Genomic DNA, 21,327 nt, shown 5'->3' with positions numbered 1-21,327 from the left:
GATCTTTAGATGACGAATAAAAAACAAATGCACCTAGGCGCATTTTTCCAAACTTTTCTAGGGCATCATTTAGCTGCTTGGCGGTATCCAGAAACAAAAACAGAAGAAGTGACTTCTTTAAGCCTTTATAAGGAAATTGCTCAACTCGCTGAACAGGGAAAATTTGATTTACTGTTTTTAGCTGACGTACTTGCACACAATGAGGAAGACATTGCCTATACACCACAAATTCGTTTAGAGGCAACTTCAGTGATGGCTGCATTGGCTGGGGTAACGGACAAGATTGGTTTAGTTGCCACATTATCTACTACATTTAATCATCCATTCAATGTTGCGAGAAAGTTTGCGACAATTGACCATATGAGTGCTGGGCGATCTGCATGGAATATTGTAACAACTGCTCATGACCATGAAGCAGCAAATTTTGGTTTAGAACATATCATCGACCATTCGCTTCGTTATGAGAAAGCAGATGAGTTTGTAGAAGTAACGAAAGAATTGTGGGATAGCTGGGAAGACGATACATTACTATTTAATCGAGAAACAGGTATTTTTCTAGATGCGAGCAAAATCCATCCTATCAATCATGAAGGAAAATACTATAAAGTGAGAGGTCCGATCAATATTCCAAGACCCCCTCAAGGTCATCCTGTTCTTGTCACAGCAAGTGCATCTGAGGATGGAAAAGAATTTGCAGCAAAGCATGCAGATATTTTATTTACAATTGCTCCTTCAACTGTGGCGGAAGGAAAAGTGATCTATGACGATATGAAGCAAAGAGTTGCCAAGTATGGAAGAAACCCAGATCACTTAAACATCATGCCAGGTATTGTTCCATTTGTGGCTAAAACGCAAAAAGAAGCAGAGGAAAAATATGAGGCATTTCAGGAGTTGATATTACCGGAACTAGGGATTGGTTGGTTATCACGCTATGTGGATCATGATTTATCCCAATATTCTCCCGATGATCCTATGCCAGAACTAAAAAATAGTAAAGATGTTAACGGAGAAAAAGGTCGTTTTGAATTGCTATCCGATCTAGCTAAAAAAGAGAATTGGACGATCAGACAATTAGCGAACTACTTTGTAAGAGGTCAAGGCCACTTATTTGTTGTTGGTTCTGGGGAATTGGTTGCAGATACATTGAGTGATTGGTTCTTAAATGGCGCAGCAGATGGCTTTAATGTTAAGTTTCCGTATTTCCCTGGTGGCGTCAAAGATTTTGTTGATTATACGATCCCTGTATTACAAGAAAGAGGATTATTCCGCACAGAGTATGAAGGAAGCACATTACGCGAAAATCTTGGCTTAGATTTTCCACAAGTAAAAAGAAGTATCAATGTGTAATCGTTTATCATTCATTTAATAGTTGCTTTTTGTGGCAAAAGCAAGGCGACCAGCACAGAAAGCATCCATCTCAATAGGTGGTGGCATGAATGAGCATATCATATACGGATGGATCAGTGGATATTTAAGCACTCACTGCATGAGAAGAGGAACTCAGGTTAAAAGACTATATTACATGGTCTGACCTGAGGGACCCGTCTCTATATTTATCACACTATACCTACTATTCTTATATGAAAAATAATAATTTTTGAGGGAGGAGTTGCACTTTGGTAGAAACGATTGAGTTATCACAGAAAAGTGAAAAAGAAGCTTTGCAAAATAAGATTGAAGTAAAATCAGTCCATTTTAGTTATGGTGAGACAGAAATATTGCAAGATATTAACCTTGAAGTCAAAGAAGGAGAATTCCTTGTTTTGATGGGACCAAGTGGATCTGGTAAAAGTACATTATTGAGGATGCTAGCTAATTTATCTCAACCAAAATCAGGTCAAATACTTTTTGATTCTCCATTAGATTTAGCGGTCGTATTTCAGGACTATTCTTTGTTCCCATGGTTAACTGCAGAGGAGAATATTGTTCTTGCCCTTAAACAAAAATTGAAAAAAACCAAAACCAAAAAAGAGCTACAGCAATTAGCAGAACAATATCTTACCTTAGTTCAATTAGGACATGCCATAAAAAAATATCCAGGTGAAATGTCTGGTGGGATGAGACAACGTGCAGCGATTGCTAGGGCACTATCTGTTGGTTCGGATTTAGTGTTGATGGATGAACCATTTGGAGCCTTGGACCCACTCACAAGAATTCAACTACAAGATTTAATTTTACAGATTAATCATGATCAAAAAAGAACGATCGTTTTTGTTACCCATGATGTAGAAGAGGCCATTATTTTAGCCGATCGAATTGTGATGTTCTCTCCTGGTCCCCCAGGAAAAGTGGTTGATGTGATTGAGGTACCTTTTGAAAAACCAAGAAATCGAAAACAATTATTTAATAGTCAAGAGTTTGTTGAATTCCGCGATTACTTATTAGGCGTTATGAATAAGGGCGTATTTGAAAAATTAAATCAATCAGAAGAAGTCTCATCAGGAGAAGGAATATAGGAGGAGTATACAGATGAAATTATTAAAGAAAAGAAAATGGTTAATGGGAAGTTTCATAGCAGCGTCGTTACTAGCGCTTTCGGCTTGTGGAGCTGCAGACAATTCAACAGGGGACACAAAAGAAGCAAATCATGCGGGACAAAAAAGTGGGGATAGTAAATATCATATCAGAGTAGGTTATTTAAAAGCGAATGGTGCACCGTTAGCAGATATTGCTGATTACGAAGGATTTTTCAAGAAGGAAAATTTAGATGTAGAATTTGTCCCATTTAACTCTTCAACAGATGGCGTAAATGCATTACAGTCGAACAAAATCGATGTTGGTTTAACCTTTGGTACAACGACTCCTTTAGCATTTATCGCTCAAGGTGCTGATTTAGATATTGTTGGTGGCCATATGGAAGGCGGTCACCCTGTATATATTCCAAAAGAAGACATTGGTAAATATAAATCCTTTGCTGATTTTAAGGGAAAAACGATTGGGGTCGTTCCATTAGGCGTACCGGATGTTGTGTTTAAATCGGCTTTGAAAAAAGCAGGAGTAGATCTTGAAAAAGACGTAAAATTTGTTGAATTCAAAACGGTTGCGAATTTAATCGATGCTGCTGGTGCACGTAAAGTAGATATTGCCTTTGGAAACTCAGGATTTTTATCAAAAGCAAAAAGTCTTGGTTTAGAACCATTTGCATGGAGTAACGATGTGCAACCAGGACATGTTTGCTGCCGTGCTGTAACACGAGGAGATATTTCAAAGACCGATTCAGTTGCCTATAAGAAGTTCTTAAAAGGCCTTATTCAAGCAGAACGAGTAAAACAGGATAGCCCTGAAACAGCATTAAAGGCTTCAAAAGAGCGTATTAAACTGGATGATAAGACAGTAAACGAAATTGTCAATGAAAAACACTTAGTCAATTCAGCAGATCCAAGTAAAAAGCAAGTTGTGAAATTATGGGATGAAATGAAACAACTTGGTTATTTAAAAGATGGTGCAAACGTAGATTTGAATAAACATTTTAATCTTAAATTTTATGAAGAAGCTTTAAATGAATTGATCAAAGAAAATCCAGATGATGATTATTATAAGAAGATATTAGAACGCTATAAACAACAAAATCTATAAATGAGGGATTTTATGTTAAAACTAAAACAATATTCAATTACTTTCTTCATAGCAGTTGGGTTAGTAGGCATTTGGGTTTATATTACATCCTTTACCAGTTGGGTAAATCCAGTAATATTTCCCCCAGTATCTAAAATTATTGATGCGTTTGTAAAAGGGTTTCCAGATTTACTAAAAGGGTTTGTTAGTTCAATGGGTTTATTGGTTCCAGCAATTTTCCTTTCATTAGTATTAGGGATCGGTGGAGGGCTGTTCTTTGGCCTCCACCAAAAATCCAGGGAAATTTTATCACCCTTTTTTCATACATTTAGTCCATTACCACCAACTTTATTTATCCCATATGCAATTGCGTTATTACCAACGTTTAAGCTTGCATCTATTTTTATCTTGTTTATTGGTGCATTTTGGCCTATTTTTCTTGGTACTATCCAAGGTATTGCACTCATCGATAATCATTATTGGGATAATACGAAAACATTGGGGATTAAGGGAAAAGACTTTATCTTCAAAGTCGTTTTACCTGCAAGCGCACCTTATATTTTAAGTGGAACGGGAACAGCTTTAATACTGTCATTTATTGTTCTTATGATGGCAGAAATGTTTGGTGCTCAATCAGGCATGGGGCATTTTGTTCAATACTATACAGACTTTTCGCAATATGACTATGTATTGGCGGGGATTATTTTTAACAGTATCATTATTTTAGCGATTATTGTTGCTTTCGAAAAAATAAAAAAACGCATTCTATTTTGGATGAACCTTAAAAGTGAGTGATGGAAACTAGATGCAATTGAAGCGGAGAAAAATCACAAAATGGCTGATTTTGCTGAGTTTGTTCATTTTACTAGTAGGGTGTCAGAAGCAGCAATCGTCAGCGGATTCTATTGTTATTTTAGATACGAAGATGTACAGCAATAAAAAGAATATAAAAGTCAATGAACCTTTTATCGCAACAGCAGAAATAAAGGCTAAAAAGGATATCCATAAAGATACAACTGTAGAATTTGAGATTATCGAAAATGGCGTATCAGTAGGGACGGCTGAGCCAACGTATAAAGGAAACGGCAAGTATTCATTGGAACTGATGTTTTCATCGAAGGGCGAACAGATTATCACTGCTCACATTAACTATAAAGATCACTATGAGATGCCTTTTCTAACATTGAACGTAGGCGAATGAGGTGAAGCTGATGGCTAAAACAAAAGAGCATAAAGCAAAGAACCGTAAAATTTTAAGAGGTGTTATTGCTTTCATCTTATTAGTGGCAGTTGGTTATGTCCTGTATAATGAAATATTTATAAAGCAACAAGCTACTCAAACAGCGGCTGATGGACCAAAAGCCCCTCCATTTTCATTGAGCGATTTAGATGGTGTTGAGCATAAGCTTGCGGATTATAAAGGAAAAGGTGTACTCATCAACTTTTGGGCGACTTATTGTCCACCTTGTAAAAAGGAAATGCCCTATTTAGAAAGTGCATACAAGGATTATAAAGACCAAGGAGTTGAAGTCCTTGCGATCGACGCGGGAGAACCGATGCTGATTGTCAATCAGTTTCTGGCTGATAAAAATGTAAGTTTCCCTATTTTATTGGATGATGGAGATGTACTTGATTCATATCAAATCATCAATTTGCCAAAAACTTTTTTAGTAAATAAAGATGGTGTAATCATAGACAAAATAGACGGCGAAATGACAGAAAAAGATATTCGAAAGTATATGGAACGAATAAAAGCAAAATAAAGTGAAACTCCATCAGTGGGGGTTTTCTTCATCCCCCACTGAAGTAGAGGAACTCAGGTTAAAGGCGCCACGTCCTGTGGCAACACCTGAGTGACCAACATCTTGTTGGCCCGTTAAAGCGGGATAAAAATTCGAGTGACTTGATTTTATCCCGCAGAATTTAGACTATTTTCCATATATACTTGAATATTTAGATTTGGTTGTTCTGCTTCAGAAGGCGCTTTCCGCGGGTTTGACCTCAATCTCCTCCAACCCTGCATGGAGCATGTGGTGTTGAGAGTACCCGGCGTTCGCTCGTGGGAAAAACGAGCCATCTGTAGGGGCAATCAGTTGAGGACAACAATTATGATCGACAGCCTTCAATAATCGACGCCTAAAGAATGATGTATATTTCACCTTTTTTACGCCTGTGGCATATTCTAAAACTAGTTCTCTATTGCATTATGCTTCAAAACCTACTAAAATAATAGAAGTAATATGGTTATGTAGGTAGTAAATCTAATTTTGTTAAATTGGATACATTTAAGAGGGGAAAAATATGAAGGTTGCTAAAAATATACATGAATTAATAGGTTCAACGCCGCTGCTAGAAATCACTCATTTTTCTATTCCAGAAGGCGTTCGAATTTTTGCTAAATTAGAGTATTTTAATCCTGGTGGCAGTGTTAAAGACCGCTTGGGTGTCGAACTGCTAGAATCGGCTATTGCGAGCGGAGAGTTAAAGCCAGGCGGAACAGTTATTGAACCCACAGCTGGAAATACAGGCATTGGTCTAGCATTAGCTGCGATCAATCGGGGCATCAATGTCATCTTTTGTGTCCCTGAAAAGTTTAGTTTTGAAAAACAAGAAATTATGAAAGCATTAGGCGCTACGATCGTTCATACGCCTTCAGAAGATGGAATGCGCGGTGCGATCGATAAAGCAAAAGAATTACTGAAAGAAATACCCAATTCCTATTGTCCTCAGCAATTTGCGAATCCTTCTAATCCAAATGCATATTATAAAACACTTGGACCTGAAATTTGGCAACAGCTAGATGGCAACGTAAATGTTTTTGTTGCTGGTGCTGGTACGGGTGGCACATTTATGGGTACAGCAAGATATTTAAAGGAAAAGAACCCAAATATAAAAACAGTCATTGTTGAACCAGAGGGATCTATCCTTAATGGTGGTAAACCTGGCTCTCATAAAACAGAAGGAACTGGAATGGAGTTTCTTCCAGTCTTTATGGATAAAGCGTATTTTAATAGCATTCATACGATTCCAGACGAAGAAGCATTTCATCTTGTCAAAGAATTAGCAAGAAAAGAAGGCTTGTTAGTCGGAAGTTCTTCTGGCTCAGCTTTTGCAGCTGCTTTAAGGGAAGCGGCCATTTCACCAAAAGGTACTAATATCGTTGTGATTTTCCCTGATTCTAGTGATCGTTACTTAAGTAAAAAAATATATCAAGGTGGTATTTAAAGATGAGAAAAAAAACACAGTTAATCCACGGAGGTATTTTTGGAGATGACCATACTGGAGCTGTTTCAGTACCTATTTTCCAAGTAAGTACCTATAAACAAGATGGTCCAGGCAATCATCGAGGATACGAATATTCACGAACAGGGAATCCAACTCGACATGCCTTAGAAGTGCTCATCGCTGAATTAGAGAGCGGAAAGCGCGGATTTGCTTTTGCATCAGGTATGGCAGCAACAACTGCTGTATTTACGTTGTTTAATCAAGGAGATCATGTGTTAGTAACAGATGATGTATACGGAGGCTCATTCCGCGTCATCACAAAGGTTTTGAGTCGTTTCGGAATTACAGCAACATTTATTGATACAAGCAATTTAGCTGAGATTGAAAAGAATATTCAATCCAATACAAAAGCAATCTTCCTTGAATCTCCAACGAATCCATTGTTGAAAATTACAGATATTGCTGAAATAACGAAAATAGCGAAGAAGAATAATTTATTAACCATTGTCGATAATACATTTGCGACTCCATACTGGCAAAATCCACTAACACTTGGTGCAGACATTGTTGTTCATAGTGCGACAAAATATCTTGGAGGACATAGTGATGTTGTAGCAGGCTTGGCTGTTGTGAATAGTGAAGAACTTGGAGAAAAACTTCATTTTATTCAAAATGCAACTGGAGGCGTGCTAGGACCTCAAGATTCTTGGTTGTTATTACGTGGGATCAAGACACTAGGTATTCGTATGGAAGAACATGAGTACAATGCCCATAAAATTGCAGAATTCCTTGTTCAGCATGATCAGGTTTCAAAAGTTTATTATCCGGGATTAGTCAATCATCCAAATCATGAAATTGCGAAAAAACAGGCTCGTGGTTTTGGTGGAATGATTTCCTTTGATGTAGGAAGTGGCGAAAAGGCAGCAAAAGTACTAACAAGTGTCAAATACTTTACACTTGCTGAAAGTCTTGGTGCTGTTGAGAGTTTAATCTCTATTCCTGCACTTATGACACATGCTTCTATCCCAGCAGAACGCCGTGCAGAACTTGGTATCACGGATGGTCTAATCCGCATATCCGTTGGTCTTGAAGATGTTGAAGATTTGATTGAGGATTTGACGCAAGCGTTGAATGCATAAAATAGAAAAGAACCAGCTCCAATATTCAAGAGCTAGTTCTTTTTTTATTTCTTAAAACTAATATGGTCATTTGTTATTTAAGCACAAGCGTTTCAAATGTAATGGAACATTTTATTTTATCCCGCATGAACGATCTTCGACATCAAGCCACAAGTAAAAAGCAAAAGGGATAAATAGATAAAATCAGTTATTTGAAAAAGCTTGACTGATCCCACTAATGCCCAGCGAGATGCAGAAAATCCCTATTGATGATTTTTTTCTTTATACAACATTTTAGGATATATTAGGTATGATAGTATTGTGATTACATTATTGGTAATTTTGTTTAAGCTAGTCATACTTAGAATGGTAGGGCTTTTTATTATGGTTATCAAATATGTAATATGATTACACTATTTCTTGTCTTATAGTAATTAAAGAAGGAATCACGGAAGAAATTAATAGTGATTATTTTAATAGAAAAGATTATTACTGATTACATTAACAAAATGGATTTCTTTAAAAGCAAAATTCACTTGCAAAATTAAAACTCAATAATTAAAAAGTATTTTTATATTGCTTATTTTTATAAAAAATGGTTTTTATAAATAAAAATTACCATAAAAATAAAATCACTATAATTATACTTTTATATCCATTTGTATTCAATACTTTAATTTATGTATTTTTTTGTATAAAATTTTAATGGAGGGAGGCATTGTAAAAGGAAAAAATTATAAAGAAAAGGGAGAGAAATAGTTAATGAAGAAAATTATATGTACAGCACTAGCTTTTTCTGTCGCATTATCAGGAATTACACCGATATTTAGTACTCAGGCAAAAGCAAAAAGTAAAAGTGTAACAGTGCAGGAATTGACAAATGAATTGAATGCTAAAGAGAGAAATGATTATACTCTTAAAGAGGCTGAGTCATTATTTGTAAACTTTTTAAAAAGTAAAAATATAAACTTTGAAGTTGGTTCAAAAGAATTTACAGATTATGCAATAACGCAATTTTATTCCGATGATATCGATGAGGATTTATTAAATACTCCTCATTACGATGTGATTACGGCTTACATATCTGAATATGTATATGCTTATGAAACAACAATTGGTACTATTGATAATGAGATTTTAGATAATCTCATTAAACCCTCTCTAAGAAATACATTAAATTCTGATGTTTTTGCAGATATAGCAATTGATGATGAAAAAAAAGACTTTAATGAAAGACTGAATATTCAAAAGCAAAAAACAATTGGAGAAATAGAACATGAAATTGCTAATGATGAGACTGGGGAAAATGAGAACAAAACAAATAGATTGATCACATTAGCTAGTACTTATAGTGTTAGTAAAGCAAAGGCTTACGCAAAAAAGTGGTATGATGGTAGGAATTCATCTTATGAAAAATATTCTAATGATTGTACTAACTTTACCTCTCAAATTCTAAGAGCTGGTGGTAAAAGCATGAAAAAGCCAAGCACTATAAATAATGTTCTAAATCATGATACTGATTATTGGTATTATACGCAAATTTCGCGTGTTGGTACGTTACTTAATGCAAGATCAACATCCTGGTCTGTTGTTTCTGATTTTTACGCATATTGGAGTCAAAAACAATCAACTAAATCTAGTACAAGTAAATCGACTCTTATTAGCTATGCTGATGAAGGAGATATGATTCAATTCAAAAAAGAGGGTTATACTCGTTATTCTCATACAATGTTTGTATATGATAAAGCCGATGGCACTCTTTATTTGTCAGGTCATACTGATAATTACTTGAAAAGAAACTTTAAGAATATAAGTAAGGCTTGGGTAAAGTATAGAGTTATTAAATTTTAATGTAGTTAATTTAAAAAGTAGGTGTAGAAGAATTCTACACTTACTTAATAATTCTCTAAAAATACATAAGCATTTTTAATAGTGTACTTTATTCATAAATTTCGCTATTATTATATAATGTATTAACATGTTTTTCACGAATTACCGTATATAATGAAAGAAGGTATAATATGAAAAAAATGAAAAATTCATATATTATTTTAATAGTATTAGCAGTTTTTGCAGTATTTATTTATTTAAGTTACTCAACCCCTAGTCTCGAAGGCACTTCGAAAAATGACATTTGGAGAGTGACTTATAAAAAATATAAAGAATCTGATGGCGCTATGGGATGGAAAGTGGCTGTAGAACAAAAAAATAAGAAAAAAGTAAATGTAAAAAAAATTGTATTTTTAGAGGATCATAAAAAATTGTCAGAACAAACGGAATTTTATAGTGGGAAAGATATTGATGGGACTGTATATTCTTTGCATCCATTTTCATATCCTGATTTATATTTAGGAAGTGCTCCGAAAAAGAATCATATTTATTATGTGACAATTACATGGGAAGATAATAAGGGAAAAACATATATGGATAAAGTGAAATTAGAGTGAAATAAAAACCTTTATGTGATTTAAAACATACTAACATTAGTAGTACAAACCGAGGCCATGGTTTGTGCTACTATTTTTTTATAGTAGAAGTGAAGAAAAGCCGACCTGGGATCATGAATCCGTATCAAAAACCGGCTGACTTCACACCCTTATGTAAATCAATTTAGTATGTTGGGTCCAAGAGATCATGTAATAAGAAAATGGAATCCATAAGGAACTGTGAAGACTTCTATAATTGGCTAAAAAGGAGAAAATGATGAATCACATTATTGCACTCGATGTCAGTAAAGGAAAAAGTACAATTGCCATTTATAATGGCTATAAACAATGTGAATTTGAAGGTGAGTTGTTTCATACTCGTATTGATTTTCAGCAGCTATACCAAAAAATTGAAGAAATAACGGCTCTTGATGGACAAGCCCCTGAAATCGTATTTGAGGCAACTGGTGTCTATTCAGAACCAATTGAAAAATTTCTATGTGATTACGGTTATACATACTGCCGTATGAATCCACTTGAAGCGAACATACAAATGGCTTCAATGCGTCGCCACAAAACAGACATCAGTGATGCACATGAACTTGCGAAAACGCATTTTAAAAATGATCGTAAAACGACGTATGTACAAGAGGAATATTATGAACAGATGCGTGCCATTACACGTTATTATGATGAAATTGATGAGTAAATCATTCTTTTACGTAGTCGAATGCACGCAATTTTACAACTATCGTTTCCAGAATTAGAACGCCATATTACACCAAGTTCAGCCCTATTTTTAAATTTGGTACAGTTATATCCGCATCCTGCACTTCTAAAAGAACATTCCAAGACGGTCATTAAAAATCGTTTAAAAAGTAATATACGTAAAAATCTATCACTAGAGCGTGCAAAGAAAAAAGCATTCGAGTTATTAGAAGTTGCGGAGAATTCTTATCCAGCGATTGCACCATCAGCTATTCGTTGTCATCAAGTGCGTGATTATGCACGACGTATTGCAGATTTAATGGAGAAAAAGGACCAGCTGGTGAAACAAATGGCGGTAATGTCTGAAGAAAGAAAAGAATATACAGTATTACGCTCTATTCCAGGCATTGGTGATACAACGGCATGCCGATTAATCGGAGAATTAGGTGATATTCGTCGCTTTAAAAACGCGAAACAGATCAACGCCTACGCAGGGATTGATATTATGCATTATCAATCTGGTCATACACAGTACCAAGACCGTATTAATAGACGAGGAAATAAAAAGTTACGAAAGATATTATACTTTATGATTTGTACAATGCTTATGGCGAAAGGAAAACCAAACCATTTCGTAGATTATTATTACAAATTAAAAACGCAACCTCAGAGAAAGCCTCATAAGGTCGCGATTGTGGCATGTATCAATAAGTTTTTGAAAGTGACATTTCATCTATTGACACATGGCATACTTTACGATTATGAGTCCGCACTACCAGCTCAGAAATCATAAAACATAAAAGAATTTACTGAAATATACTTGACTAATCGTAAGAAAGAGTTTGGATGTTATTTGATTAAATATTAGGCAACTTTCTCGGTGGTGAGTTCTAAACATCAGAGGAATATTGTCATCGAATTTTTATAGTAAGTGAACTCTCATGAGCAATTACTCTGTACTTGAAAAGTTTTGTACATAGAATCACAAAATCATACACATGGAAGTCTTAAGACTTTTTATATGAATAGAGAGTATGATTGACAGCCATATTGATTCAAAAAATTAGGGCAAATATTTAGTGACAATTTTAAAAATGCTGTATTTTTAACCCTATTTATATAGATTGCAGCGAAGACTTGTTTAAGTTTTCGAAAATGCATGAGCATTTCCTTCGTGCGGTACCACTCAGTGAAGCCCATTCAATGTCCAGCGGGAAAAGCGAGCAGATGAGAGATCCTGCACGAACGATTTAATGAGAACGCCATGTTCTGTGGCAACGACTTCGTGACCAGTGTCCTGTTGCCTCAAGCGGCTCAGTGTTCGCCCGCAGGAAATGAGCAAGTCGTAGCGAAAATCAATGATACTCTATATTTTTGCAGATAAAATGAGATAATCAACAAGCCTATATGATTAATTTAAAATACAATGTAAAAACGATTAAAGTTACTAAACAGCAGCTTTAGTCGTTTTTTTAGCTTTTTTAATCCATAAAAAATCTAGATTCTATTTATTTAAAAAATTTTGTTCCATTTTCCCAAAAATATGTTAACCTATAATTAAAACAAGTTAACAAAGGAGAATGGGATATATAATGACATCAAATGTTTCTAGAACAAAAAGTAAATTTTCAACACTAGATATTGTTTATTGTGGTTTGTTTGCAACTTTAATGATGATTGGGGCGAATATTACATCTTTCGCGCCGTTTTTAGTAGTTGGTGGGGTGCCGATTACACTTCAACCGTTATTTGCCATTTTAGCAGGACTAGTTTTGGGTAGCCGCTTAGGGGCTGTTTCAATAACTGTTTATACACTTCTTGGTCTAGTAGGCGCGCCTGTATTTGCAAAATTCAGTGGTGGTTTCTCGTCTATTCTGAGCCCAACATTTGGATTTATCGTAACATTTATTCTTTCCGCTTATGTTGCAGGAAAAATGGTTGAATATCGCCGTACAAAAACAATGTATATCACTGCAGCACTTGTTGGAATAGCTATTAATTATTTGATTGGTACAAACTGGATGTATTATGCGTATAAGCTTTGGGCAGCAGCACCAGAAGGTTTTACTTACAAAATGGCATGGCTTTGGATGATCCCACCACTTCCAAAGGATATTATTTTAGCTGTATTTGCCGGCATATTTGGGTACCGCTTACAAAAAATTATAAAGGTGGGGCATTAAGATGAATTACGAAAAGGTCGCAAATCAAGTAATCAATGGTTATCAAATTTCAGATGAAGAAGCGTTCAACATTTTAAATTGTCCAGATGTAGATTTATTGAAGCTATTAGATGCTTCCTATCAAATTCGTCATCATTATTTTGGCAACAAAGTAAAGCTTAACATGATTATTAATACGAAATCAGGGTTGTGTCCAGAGAACTGTGGCTATTGCTCTCAGTCCATTGTTTCAAAAGCGCCGATTGAAAAATATCCAATGATGAAACAAGCTGAAATTGTAGCTGGGGCAGATCGGGCAGCCTCCTTAAATGTAGGCACATATTGTATTGTTGCAAGTGGAAGAGGTCCGGTCGATCGAGAAATCGATATTGTTGTGAATTCAGTAAAAACGATTAAAGACAAGCATAAGGATATGACGATCTGTGCGTGTTTAGGAATTTTGAAGCCTGAACAAGCGGAACGTTTAAAATCGGCTGGTGTAGATCGCTACAATCATAATATCAACACATCTGCTAGAAACTATAAGAACATTACAACAACGCATACATATGATGATCGTGTGCAAACTGTTAAACAAGCAAAAGCAGCTGGTATTTCACCATGTTCTGGTGTAATCGTTGGTATGAAGGAAACACAACAGGATGTTATTGATATGGCAAGAAGTTTACGAGCACTAGATGCGGATTCGATTCCTGTTAATTTTTTAAATGCTATTGAAGGGACACCGCTGGAAGGAACACATGAGCTAACGCCTCGTTATTGTCTAAAAGTATTAGCGTTATTCCGTTTTATCAATCCGACAAAGGAAATACGGGTTTCTGGTGGCCGCGAAGTGAACCTAGGCTCACTACAACCATTAGGCTTGTACCCGGCAAATTCTATTTTCTTAGGCGACTATCTTACAACAGATGGACAACCAGGTGTTGAAGATAAGAAAATGCTCGAAGAAATGGGATTTGAAATTGATCTAGCCCCATTGCATAAGAGTGCTTGTATGTAAAATAATTAAGATTTTTCTATTAAAAAATGGGGTGTCCAGAAAGTATTCGGACAACCCCATCTTTGTATAGGAATGACTAGCTTAGTTTTTTTATGAAGACTACTTTTAAATAATTAAATTCCGGAAAGTCTCGATTTGCCCGAAAGTCCTTTGGTAGTCCATATTGGTCGATCATTTTATATTTTGTATTTGTTTCTTTAAATGCCTGTTCGATAAAAGACTTGAATTTCTTCATCCCAAAGCTTGCATTATTGGTGGAAGCAACAATAATACCATTCTTTTCAGTAATAGCAATGGCATCTGCCAACAATTTTGGATAGTCCTTCGCAGTAGAGAAGGTCATCTTTTTAGTGCGTGCAAAACTTGGAGGATCTAAAACGACTAAATCAAATTTCAATTCATGTCGAATAGCATATTTAAAGTAGTGGAATACATCCATAACCTTAATATCTTGAGCTTCAAAATCAATGCCATTGACACTGAATTGTTCGATTGTTTTGGCTAAACTTCGCTTTGCAAGATCAACACTAGTTGTTTTGCGAGCACCACCTAATGCAGCAGCTACTGAAAAAGCACCTGTATAAGAAAATGTATTGAGCATATTCGTTCCTTTAGCGTAACGATCACGAATCGCGCGTCGGACATCGCGTTGATCAAGGAAAATACCTGTCATTGCACCATCATTTAAGTTAATGGCGAAGTTCATGCCATTTTCTTTCACTATGATAGGAAAGTCGCCTGCAGTTCCCATTACAAAATCGTCTTGATCCACATATTGACCTTTCGTATCGAAACGTTTTTTCTCATAGATTGCTTTGTAATCAACGAATTCATTTAAAGCGTTATAAATGTATTCCTTAAAAGAATATATTCCTTCACTATACCAACTCGCCATATAATATCCATCAAAATAGTCGATGGTTAAGCCACCAATACCATCACCTTCACTATTGAAGATACGGAAAGCGGTAGTTTCACCATTATGGAAAAACTCTTCACGATGGGATAAGGCTATTTTAATCTTTTTATTAAAGAAAGATTGATCGATTTGTTCATGCTCTTTTGTAGTTAAAATCCAGCCGATTCCTTTATTTTGAAGACCGTAATAACCAGTTCCAATATAGCGGTTATGCTGATCTACTAAACGAATAATTTCGCCTTCTTCTAAAGGTTCTTTGTGTTGAGTGGCATCTTTTAATATGAGTGAATAGCCTCTTTTTAGTTCAGGAACATACTTGGGGTCTATTCGTAAAGTACGTATATTTGTCATCTTGATCTTGTCATCCTTAAGGTTTATTTTCCTCATTATCGCATTTTTTCGGAAGAAATGCGAAAGTAAGTATCTTATATGAACGCCGAAAAAGAATACGCTCTTCTCAATCCCATTAGTTTAAATAGGAAGAGTGAGCGATACTAAAAAGCATTTTGACTTAAAAGAGCTCAAAATGTTTTTTTAGCTCTTTATATGTAAAAAATGTCCAATAAAATGGCTGAAGTATTAAAAACCACGTGGATATTAGCCGTTTTGTATTATTTGTAATAAAAAGTAACGACATTGTAAATGAAATTGCGTTGTTTCTTTACCGTGATTTCACTAAGATTAGTACATAAGTTAATAAATATTTAACGAATTGCATTGAATAAATCAAAAAAAGACTAAAATATTGGAGGTACAATATCTACATGAATAAGAAAAGCGTATTAGCAAGTACATTAACCTTAGCATTAGGCCTTGGTACATTATTAGGGGCAGCTCCTCAAGAACAAGTCCAAGCTCAAACTCAAACTCCAACTAAAACTAATATTCATCAAAATTTACATATAACAACTGTTTCAAGTTCCAAAGCGGTTAAATTTTCAGGAAAATACAAAACAACAGCAGCTCTTAATATGAGAAAAGGAGCTTCAACAAAATATAAAAGAATTACAACTCTCAAAAAAGGAGCAGTTGTAACAGCTAAATATAAGAAAACGACAAGTGGTAAAAAATGGTATAAAGTAAAATATAAAAGCAAATATGGCTGGGTTTCAGCTTCATATGTGAAAAAGTACAAAAAAGCAAAAAAAGTTTCTAGTGCAGTAGCTGCAAGTAAAGTTATTAGTGCTGGTAAGAAGTATTTAGGAGTACCTTATGTATGGGGAGGTATGTCACCATCAGGATTCGATTGTTCAGGTTTTACAGCATATGTTTACAAAAAAGCGGGTTATGGTACATTGCCTCATAGCAGCCGTACACAATATTCTGTTACAAAACGAGTAAGTAAACCGGCTGTTGGTGATTTAATCTTCTTTGGTGCAACACCAAGTAGTCGTTCTATTACTCATGTAGGAATTTATGCAGGAAATAACTTAGTGCTACATGCAGCAGGCAACAAAGTTCAAATCCAAAGTGTAGCAAAAGGAAGCTATTGGGCTCCACGTATTATTGGTTATGGTTCACTATAAGTAAAATAATTAGTAACTATTTGAAAAGTCATGCTTGATAAAAAAATAATTCTTCAACTAGTCAATAAGGATCTGCTCATTCTAATTTTTAGAGAGGAGCAGATTTTTTTTGCGACGAGAGCGAAGTGGCAGAAGCAGATCTTTTTTGCGACGAAAGCGAAGCGACAGGAGCAGGTCTTTTTTTGCGACAGGAGCAGATTCTTGTTTATCGAACAAATACTTGTTTGCATTGTTTAAGATGATTGACATTGATTTCGGGAGCGGATAGAGCCTCTGGCGAATATTACGGATTTTGAAGAGGAGTTTTTTCGAACAGTCTTGAAAAGGACAATCGCGCCCCAGTGTAATTGTAATGGATCTTTTGCATCCTGATGATTTTTTCTCCATGTTTTAATTATTCAGTATCTACATAAAAAGCTCTAAGTAAGAGAAAATGCGATCTCTCACTAGAGCTCTCGTTTAAGCTTTTGTGGCAGCACCAATGCTAGAAACGATTTCTGCAATGACAATTTGGCTGCCAAGTAATGGTGATTCCTTTGGTGCTTCTCCTGATTTAGGTTCTGGACGTTTATGGGCTTGTTTAAAAGCGTCGCTTTCACGCCATTTTTTAAAGCCTTCAAGGTTTTTCCAATACATATTAACGCTCATCTCATCATATTCTTCAAAATCTTTGCAAACAGCAACTTCTACTTTTACAAATCCCTCAAATGACTGCAATGCACCTGGACGTGTGAAGTTGGGCGCCATTTTTTCAGCGAAGCCTTTTTTCACTTTGATGCGGTTAGTGACTACGTACATATCGAATCGCTCCTTTAGAATCAAAAGTATGTTTTCAAAGAAAGCGTATATCAAATGGAGTCTTTAAAGCAAATGAGAGCCATTGCAAAAGGAAGATTTTCGTTGATTTTGGGGTTGTGAGGAGTGGAAATCAAAGCGTTTGTCTGCAGTCAAACAGAGGAATATTAAGCATTGTGTCAAACAAAAACTAAAAAAACATCAGTAGCATTGAGGGTGGGCTACTGATGTTTATAAGGAGAGTCTTTCATTTGTCATGCAATATCCAACTTTATACAATATAAAGCGATGTACCACAATTGCATAACGTCACTAACATGTTGATGTCAGTCATTAGAATAAAGGAGGGTCTAATTCCAACTATTCTAATTGGATATATTATAAAATGTAAAAGTGATATTTGCAATACTAATAATATAAAAATAGTGAAAAATCAAAAGTTTTTGAATTAAATTGGATACTAGTACAACACTAAGCATGCTGTTGAATCTTTAATTGTGCATTTGCACAAATTTTCTGGAGAAGAAGAAGATTGCTAGAATAATGCCGTGAATTCCTGTAAAATATGAGAAAGAATATTCAGAATAATCATTGATCTTTTTAGCGATGTATATACAAATTAAGGGGTGATTGTATGTTAAAAAGATTGCTCAGGTTTTTAGGGTTTATAACAGATGAGTTGGATGATGATTATGACGACACAATACACCATTACAATTCATGAAAGTAAAAAATAGCCGACTCGGAATATTTTTTGATTCCAAGCCGGCTATTTTATTTTTGAATCGATAAACTTAATTTGATGGATAGAATTGGATCATTAACACACCTGATAATAAATGGCATTATACATTTTGAAACCCTATTGATTTTAAATAAATTTTTCTTTTTTGAGCATATTTTTAATTTCATCTTTCGTCAATAAAGAATTTTCAATTTTTTCTATTTGTGGATCGATCGTAGAAGCGCCCTTTTGGTTGGCAGAGATTAATAGCAAATCTTCATCAAGTGAGGATGCAAGGTCTTTCTCATTTTCTGCTATAAGCACTTCTTTTAATTTTTCACCTGGTCTAATACCAATTTCAATGATTTTCACATCGCTTTTCCCTGAATGCTCAATAAGAACTTCAGCCAAATCAATGATCCGGAAAGCGTCCATATTCATCACAAATGTTTCTCCGCCTTGAGAAATACGGGCTGCTTTTAACAATATTACAATAGCTTCTCTAGGAGAAACAAAGTAGCGAATCATTCTTTTATCCGTTATATGGACTTCTCCTAATTCCGCAATCTGCTTTTGGAAGAGCGGTAGTACACTACCACTACTCCCTAATACATTGCCCCCTCGAACACATGAAAATTTAGTATCAGACAATTTACTATTAGCATGGATGATTAGTTTTTCACCGAGCGCCTTTGTCATTCCATAAGTATTAGCGGGATCAGCTGCTTTATCAGTAGATACATAAATCACTTTTTTTATATGGTTTTCTACTGCCGCATCAATGACATTTTGTGTACCTAATATGTTGGTTTTGATGGATTCTACAGGATTTTCCTCACATATTGGAACATGTTTAAGTGCTGCTAGGTGAAATAAATAATCAACGCCCTCTGTGGCTGCTAATAGTGCTGCTTTATCTCTTATATCCCCTATGAAAAAGAACAGATTATCATTAGCCATCTTTCTTCTTAGTTCAACTTGGCTATTTTCATTTCTTGAATAGACGATTATTTTTTTGGGGTGAAATGTAAGAAGCTGACGAATCAATTCTTCCCCCCAAGAACCAGTCCCCCCTGTTACGAGTATGGTTGAGTCCTTATACACAGTAGCTCCTCCTATAATACCGCTAACAGTATTTAGATTATTGTTCAAGTTTGATACCACTAAGGATTTGATCCCAAAGATGATGGTTTCCTTCCCATTTATCATAGTTTGGAAAATCAACTGCGTACACATTTGGAAGCGGCCAGTTTTTTTCTACAATGCCACTCACATGTGTGTGGTTGACAAGCAAAATACTGAAATCATTTTTGACTAAATTTCTTAAAACAGCTTGCAATCCTACTACATCCTCAAAGCTTCCTTCAGTTCTTACAAAAAGAATACGTTTAGCTGTTTCCATTTTTTCGAGGAAACGTTTTGTCCGCCGATTATATTTTTCCATCACTTCATCGTAAGAACCAAGATAAGTTAAAGAGTTCTTGTCTGTTCCGAAGTCGTGATTGGATACAAAGTGATAATGATCATCAGAAACACAGATCATGTGTGGTACACCAGGACCAACAATTCTTAAATTTCCAAATTTCATGAGTCCTTGGAATCTATTTTGTAGCAATAAGTTAACTTTTGATAATTCGGGAGTGGCTGCCCAGTCGAATACTCCAGAATAAGGTCGGAGTTGATGTTTTTTTAATTGAATGGAAGTCAAACACAAATCACCTAAGCTAAATATTGCATCATAATTTCCCATTAATTCTTGTCTATTCATTTTGCACCTCTCCTGTAAGAGTTTTAATTTTGTCAAAGAGATGGAGGCGAGTATAAATAATGATTAATGAATCAAAAGAACATAAACTCCTTTTAAGTATTTAGCTAGGTTTAAGGAGTATTGCTTACACTACCCAAAACTCAAAAGATGAAGACTGGGGCTGCCTAAGAAGGTTCCACAAAATAAAAATCCTCTATGCTCTCCGCAAGCCAAGTACGAATCATACCATTCCTAATTCTTTACCTAGCTCTCATATCCGTGTTTTTTCTTGTGAGTCTACGTGTATTTTTCTTTTGAGACAGCCCCAGAGTGATCGATTGTAAAGTGTGAGATCAACAATTGACATCTTCAAGCCTGCATGTACAGTGTATTTCCTAATATAGATGAGGAAAATACATGATCAACTCGTTAAATATAAAGCTTTACCATCTATCCGATTGTTTTTGGATAAAAATTCACGATTTCAAGAACAATTGGGCTACCAGCAGGGATTTCAGATTCTTCTGGGACAGAAATGATTAATGATCCAATCCCTTGTTCACCTGCTGTATATGCAAAGGTATCATCCATTTGTAATACACCGTTTACAAAAACATGGAAATAGTTATTATTTAAATTAAGAACGGGTAAAGTTTCTACCACTTCTCCTGAGTCGTTTAAAAAATCATTTGTATTAATTTTATAGGTTGTTAAACTTTGAACAGTTTCAGGTACTTCATAAAATAAACGTGTTACTAATGGTGAAGTTGAAAAATTTTGATGACTATTGATGGCAAGCTTAAGAATCTTTAATGCCAAGAAATCACTCCTTTTTGTTTTTTCATAGCATCATATGTAGTAAAAAAGTTTTGAATCGGGACATTGGTAAGGTAAAAAGCAAAAATAAGAATTTTTTCCTAATTCGAACCATTTTTTTTGAAAGTACATATTAATAAGAAAAAAGCCTTTTTACTGAAAAACAGGAGGAATGTTATGCAGAGAAAAAAGGATACATTAGATAATTCATCAGCTCGTCCACTACTCCTTCCTTTCCCAAAGCTAATAACAAAGCCATTTTATTTGAAGCCACCGAGTAAAATCAAAACCACAGAGTTTTATACGATATCAGATGGGTGGAAGAAAACATACACGATAGAGGACTGTATGGAGAATGCGGGAGAGCAAAACATAAAAGATGTTTCTGAAGTATCTTTGATCAATCTTTTTATTAATGGTGTTTTGCAGCCTAAAGTTAACTATGAAGTAAGAATGGGGAAAATTATTTTAAAAACGGTAGACGCACCAGCTAAAGGTTCTCCTATCATACTTCAAATGATCACCGTCTAGCGATTTCTCCATATAAATAAGCAGTAAGCTCCTTACATCAAGAAGCGAGGAGCA

19 protein-coding genes and 1 pseudogene are annotated in these 21,327 nt (G+C 35.2%); 15 read left to right on the top strand and 5 right to left on the bottom strand.

Features of this window, described 5'->3' with window-relative positions; translation table 11 throughout:
* Nucleotides 1–9 precede the first annotated feature (9 nt).
* The 13 genes and pseudogenes from FEU33_RS16805 (at nucleotide 10) to bioB (ending at nucleotide 14,215) form a co-directional block, all read left to right on the top strand.
* Entirely contained in the window at nucleotides 10–1,347 is a 1,338-nt protein-coding gene (locus tag FEU33_RS16805) for an LLM class flavin-dependent oxidoreductase (protein WP_146550642.1), read from the top strand.
* Between the two features lie 269 nt (nucleotides 1,348–1,616).
* On the top strand, nucleotides 1,617–2,456 hold the full coding sequence (locus FEU33_RS16800) for an ABC transporter ATP-binding protein (protein WP_146550641.1): 840 nt from the start codon (nucleotides 1,617–1,619) through the stop codon (nucleotides 2,454–2,456).
* 13 nt (nucleotides 2,457–2,469) lie between these two features.
* Nucleotides 2,470–3,576, top strand: a complete 1,107-nt coding sequence (locus FEU33_RS16795) for an ABC transporter substrate-binding protein (RefSeq protein ID WP_146550640.1) — start codon at nucleotides 2,470–2,472, stop codon at nucleotides 3,574–3,576.
* A 12-nt stretch (nucleotides 3,577–3,588) separates the two neighbouring features.
* A complete protein-coding gene (locus FEU33_RS16790; protein WP_244951068.1) occupies nucleotides 3,589–4,350 on the top strand; it encodes an ABC transporter permease in 762 nt (253 codons plus the stop codon).
* 10 nt (nucleotides 4,351–4,360) lie between these two features.
* Nucleotides 4,361–4,756, top strand: a complete 396-nt coding sequence (locus FEU33_RS16785) for a hypothetical protein (protein WP_146550638.1) — start codon at nucleotides 4,361–4,363, stop codon at nucleotides 4,754–4,756.
* Between the two features lie 10 nt (nucleotides 4,757–4,766).
* Nucleotides 4,767–5,318 carry a thiol-disulfide oxidoreductase ResA gene (resA, locus tag FEU33_RS16780; RefSeq protein WP_146550637.1) on the top strand — a complete coding sequence of 184 codons (552 nt, stop codon included), beginning with the start codon at nucleotides 4,767–4,769 and terminating at the stop codon, nucleotides 5,316–5,318.
* Nucleotides 5,319–5,856: 538 nt separating this feature from the next.
* Entirely contained in the window at nucleotides 5,857–6,780 is a 924-nt protein-coding gene (locus tag FEU33_RS16775; protein WP_146550636.1) for a PLP-dependent cysteine synthase family protein, read from the top strand.
* A 2-nt stretch (nucleotides 6,781–6,782) separates the two neighbouring features.
* Complete coding sequence (locus FEU33_RS16770; protein ID WP_146550635.1) at nucleotides 6,783–7,919, top strand: bifunctional cystathionine gamma-lyase/homocysteine desulfhydrase; 1,137 nt, start codon at nucleotides 6,783–6,785, stop codon at nucleotides 7,917–7,919.
* A gap of 741 nt (nucleotides 7,920–8,660) precedes the next feature.
* Nucleotides 8,661–9,749, top strand: coding sequence for an amidase domain-containing protein (locus tag FEU33_RS16765; RefSeq protein WP_146550634.1), 1,089 nt, complete (start codon nucleotides 8,661–8,663; stop codon nucleotides 9,747–9,749).
* A 170-nt stretch (nucleotides 9,750–9,919) separates the two neighbouring features.
* Nucleotides 9,920–10,345 (top strand): hypothetical protein, encoded by a 426-nt coding sequence (locus FEU33_RS16760; RefSeq protein WP_146550633.1) that lies wholly within the window; start codon nucleotides 9,920–9,922, stop codon nucleotides 10,343–10,345.
* Nucleotides 10,346–10,601: 256 nt separating this feature from the next.
* Nucleotides 10,602–11,825 (top strand): annotated as a pseudogene (locus tag FEU33_RS16755) (IS110 family RNA-guided transposase).
* A 799-nt stretch (nucleotides 11,826–12,624) separates the two neighbouring features.
* Entirely contained in the window at nucleotides 12,625–13,215 is a 591-nt protein-coding gene (locus FEU33_RS16750; protein WP_146550632.1) for a biotin transporter BioY, read from the top strand.
* Nucleotide 13,216: 1 nt separating this feature from the next.
* Nucleotides 13,217–14,215, top strand: coding sequence for a biotin synthase BioB (gene bioB, locus FEU33_RS16745; protein WP_146550631.1), 999 nt, complete (start codon nucleotides 13,217–13,219; stop codon nucleotides 14,213–14,215).
* Nucleotides 14,216–14,291: 76 nt separating this feature from the next.
* On the opposite strand, the gene FEU33_RS16740 is transcribed toward bioB, so the two are convergent.
* Complete coding sequence (locus FEU33_RS16740; RefSeq protein WP_146550630.1) at nucleotides 14,292–15,485, bottom strand: class I SAM-dependent rRNA methyltransferase; 1,194 nt, start codon at nucleotides 15,483–15,485, stop codon at nucleotides 14,292–14,294.
* A gap of 413 nt (nucleotides 15,486–15,898) precedes the next feature.
* On the opposite strand from FEU33_RS16740, the gene FEU33_RS16735 reads away from it, so the two are divergent.
* Nucleotides 15,899–16,660 carry a C40 family peptidase gene (locus tag FEU33_RS16735; protein ID WP_146550629.1) on the top strand — a complete coding sequence of 254 codons (762 nt, stop codon included), beginning with the start codon at nucleotides 15,899–15,901 and terminating at the stop codon, nucleotides 16,658–16,660.
* 459 nt (nucleotides 16,661–17,119) lie between these two features.
* Here the strand turns inward: FEU33_RS16735 and FEU33_RS16730 are convergent, their stop codons facing one another.
* The 4 genes from FEU33_RS16730 to FEU33_RS16715 all read right to left on the bottom strand — a co-directional run bounded on the left by FEU33_RS16730 (nucleotide 17,120) and on the right by FEU33_RS16715 (nucleotide 20,745).
* Nucleotides 17,120–17,458, bottom strand: a complete 339-nt coding sequence (locus FEU33_RS16730) for a heme oxygenase (protein WP_146550628.1) — start codon at nucleotides 17,456–17,458, stop codon at nucleotides 17,120–17,122.
* A gap of 868 nt (nucleotides 17,459–18,326) precedes the next feature.
* Nucleotides 18,327–19,283 carry a polysaccharide biosynthesis protein gene (locus tag FEU33_RS16725; protein ID WP_146550627.1) on the bottom strand — a complete coding sequence of 319 codons (957 nt, stop codon included), beginning with the start codon at nucleotides 19,281–19,283 and terminating at the stop codon, nucleotides 18,327–18,329.
* Nucleotides 19,284–19,320: 37 nt separating this feature from the next.
* Complete coding sequence (locus FEU33_RS16720) at nucleotides 19,321–19,947, bottom strand: DUF1796 family putative cysteine peptidase (protein ID WP_146550626.1); 627 nt, start codon at nucleotides 19,945–19,947, stop codon at nucleotides 19,321–19,323.
* Nucleotides 19,948–20,376: 429 nt separating this feature from the next.
* Nucleotides 20,377–20,745 (bottom strand): DUF4183 domain-containing protein, encoded by a 369-nt coding sequence (locus tag FEU33_RS16715; RefSeq protein WP_146550625.1) that lies wholly within the window; start codon nucleotides 20,743–20,745, stop codon nucleotides 20,377–20,379.
* A gap of 174 nt (nucleotides 20,746–20,919) precedes the next feature.
* On the opposite strand from FEU33_RS16715, the gene FEU33_RS16710 reads away from it, so the two are divergent.
* On the top strand, nucleotides 20,920–21,273 hold the full coding sequence (locus FEU33_RS16710; protein ID WP_146550624.1) for a DUF4183 domain-containing protein: 354 nt from the start codon (nucleotides 20,920–20,922) through the stop codon (nucleotides 21,271–21,273).
* Nucleotides 21,274–21,327: the final 54 nt, after the last annotated feature.

Source organism: Rummeliibacillus suwonensis, assembly GCF_007896435.1.
GTDB lineage: Bacteria > Bacillota > Bacilli > Bacillales_A > Planococcaceae > Rummeliibacillus > Rummeliibacillus suwonensis.
This window is presented reverse-complemented; position numbering and strand designations above follow the sequence as displayed.